Here is a 2,640-nt window from a genome sequence, read left to right on the forward strand (position 1 = left end):
GCGGGCGTGGACGCGACCGTCGGTGCCCCCGGCGCCGCCGGGGCGCTCCGGTCCCGCGGCGTGCAGTCCCCCAGGTGCTTCTGCGCCATCCACGCCGGGGCGCCCCGGGCGATCGCCTCGTCCGGACACGTCCCCAGGTAGATCGATATCCTCCCGACCCTGCGCCACCTGCCGTCCGAATACGCGACCCAGTAGGGGTCGCCCGACACCGGGCTGGCCATGACCGCCCACCCGGAGCCGCAGTCGATGATCCGCGCGCCACTGTTCGGGAAGAGCAGGTCGGAGTTGATCACCCCGGCATCGCACTCCGGCCCCGATACCTCGAGCACTCCGGTGACCTCCGGCGCGGACGAGCGCGGCATGAGCCGCGACATGCGGGGCGACGAGGGCGAGGTCGCAGGGGAGGACGTCGTGGCGTCGGTGGCCACCGGTTCCGAGCGCTGGTCTCCGAGTCTGACGATAGCCACCACGCCGAACGCCACGACGAGCACGGCGGCGAGCGCCGCGGCGGCAGCGATCAGCGTTCTCGAGGCGGCGAACTTGGGCAGTCCAGTCATCGCGCGTCTCCTGCACGTTCGGAGCCACACATTGTGAGGTCGTCTTTACTATATAAACGACGTCAAGAGTGTCAACTGATTTCACCCGCCCCACCTGCGCGGCCGCTGCCTCGCAACCCCGAGAAAAGCCGGACGATCCCCGGTGGCGGGCGTTCCTCGTCGTCGTCGCCCCTCTCCTCGGTACGGTGAGCCCGCGCCCATCTTCGCGCCCACCCCCGCACCCATCCCCTCGCCCCACAGGAGGTCCCGTGACCGGTCAGGACGCCCCCACCCACGTGTTCGACGAGGCGGTCGCGCTGGAGCCGATCGGCGAGAACCTCTTCCGCGGCCGCACCCACGCCGCGTGGGCCAACATGGTCGGGCCGTTCGGCGGCATCACCGCGGCCACCATGCTGGGCGCGATCCTGCAGCACCCCGAGAAGCACGGCGACCCGCTCGCGCTGACCCTCAACTACGCCGGGCCGGTCGCCGAGGGCGAGTTCGAGATCGAGGCCCGCCCCGCCCGCACCAACCGCTCCAACCAGCACTGGTGGGTGGAGATGCGCCAGGGCGACGAGGTCGTCACCACCGCCACCGCGATCACCGGCCTGCGCCGCGAGACGTGGTCGGAGACCGAGACCGCCCCGCCGGCCGTCCCCGCGCCGGAGGAGCTCACCGCCGCCACGTCGGACCGCGGGGTGCGGTGGGTGGACAACTACGACATGCGGTTCGTCACCGGTGGGTGGGACGACGTGGCCTCCGGTGAGGAGCAACCGGAGTCGACGACGACGATGTGGATCCGCGACGTCCAGCCCCGCGGACTCGACCATCTCGCACTGGCGTCCCTGTGTGATTCGTTCTTCCCGAGGTCGTTCCTCCGGCTCGGTCGGCCGGTCCCGGCGGGCACGGTGACGTTGACGATCCACTTCCTGGCCACCGCCGACGAGATCGCCGCCCAGGGCACGGACTTCCTGCTCGGCAGCGTGCACTCGCACCGGTTCCACGGCAACTACCACGACGAGGCCGCGCGCCTGTGGAGCCGCGACGGCACGCTGCTCGCCACGGGCACGCAGCTTATGTATTTCAAGAACTGAGCATCTCAAGAACTAGAGGGGAGCACCCATGTCCTCGACCCGACACCGCAGTACCCACGTGGTCCTCAACCAGGCGCCGCCCCGCGTGGACGTGGACGAGTACGCCCTCAACCCGGCACTGCAGGAGGCCGTCGCGGTGTTCTCGCCGCACGCCCGCGTCGAGAGGTTCCACGAGATCGGCCGCCACGTGGGCACCGAGCAGTACCAACACGACGCGGAGCTGGCCAACACCCTCACGCCGGTGCACCGCGCGCACGACCGGTGGGGCAACCGGGTCGACGAGATCGAGTTCCACCCCGCCTACCACCGGATCATGGAGTACTCGGTGTCCCGCGGGCTGCACACCTCGGCGTGGGCCGACCCGGGGCCGGGGGCGAACGTCGAGCGGGCCGTGGGGTTCATGCTGGTGTCGCAGATCGAGGCCGGCCACGGGTGCCCGCTGTCGATGACGCACGCGGTGGTCCCGTCGCTGCGGTTGAGCCCCGAGCTGGCCGCCGAGTGGGAGCCGGCGCTGCTGTCGACGGTGTACGACCCTGAGCTGCGCGACCCCGCCACCAAGTCGGGCGTGCTGTTCGGGATGGCCATGACCGAGAAGCAAGGCGGCTCGGACGTCCGCGCCAACACCACCACCGCCGAGCCCGTCGGTGACGGTGACTGCCACGTCCTGCGCGGGCACAAGTGGTTCTGCTCGGCCCCGCAGTCGGACGCGTTCCTCGTCCTGGCGCAGGCGCCGGCCGGCCTGAGCTGCTTCCTCGTCCCGCGGGTCCTGCCCGGCGGCGAGCAGAACCCGTTCCTCGTGCAGCGTCTCAAGGACAAGCTGGGCAACAAGTCCAACGCGTCCTCGGAGGTGGAGTTCGACGGCACGCTCGGCTGGATGGTCGGCGAACCCGGCCGCGGGGTGCGCACGATCATCGAGATGGTCGGCCGGACCCGCCTGGACTGCGTGCTCGGCGCGGCGGCGGGCATGCGCCAGGGCGTGGCCGAGGCGGCGTGGCACGCCCGGCACCGGG

Annotated in this window: 3 protein-coding genes; 2 read left to right on the top strand and 1 reads right to left on the bottom strand. The window is 71.2% G+C overall.

From position 1 onward, the window contains the following. Positions 1 to 557, bottom strand: a 557-nt coding sequence (locus G6024_RS02585; protein ID WP_478213471.1) for a hypothetical protein, incomplete at its 3' end; no start/stop codon positions are given. Positions 558 to 805: 248 nt separating this feature from the next. On the opposite strand from G6024_RS02585, the gene G6024_RS02590 reads away from it, so the two are divergent. Both G6024_RS02590 and G6024_RS02595 read left to right on the top strand, forming a co-directional pair. Continuing rightward, a complete protein-coding gene (locus G6024_RS02590) occupies positions 806 to 1,630 on the top strand; it encodes an acyl-CoA thioesterase (RefSeq protein ID WP_159147887.1) in 825 nt (274 codons plus the stop codon). A gap of 28 nt (positions 1,631 to 1,658) precedes the next feature. Then, positions 1,659 to 2,640: acyl-CoA dehydrogenase family protein (locus tag G6024_RS02595; RefSeq protein ID WP_182640296.1), on the top strand; the 982-nt coding region annotated here is incomplete at its 3' end.

Source organism: Dietzia maris (assembly GCF_014144855.1).
GTDB lineage: Bacteria > Actinomycetota > Actinomycetes > Mycobacteriales > Mycobacteriaceae > Dietzia > Dietzia kunjamensis.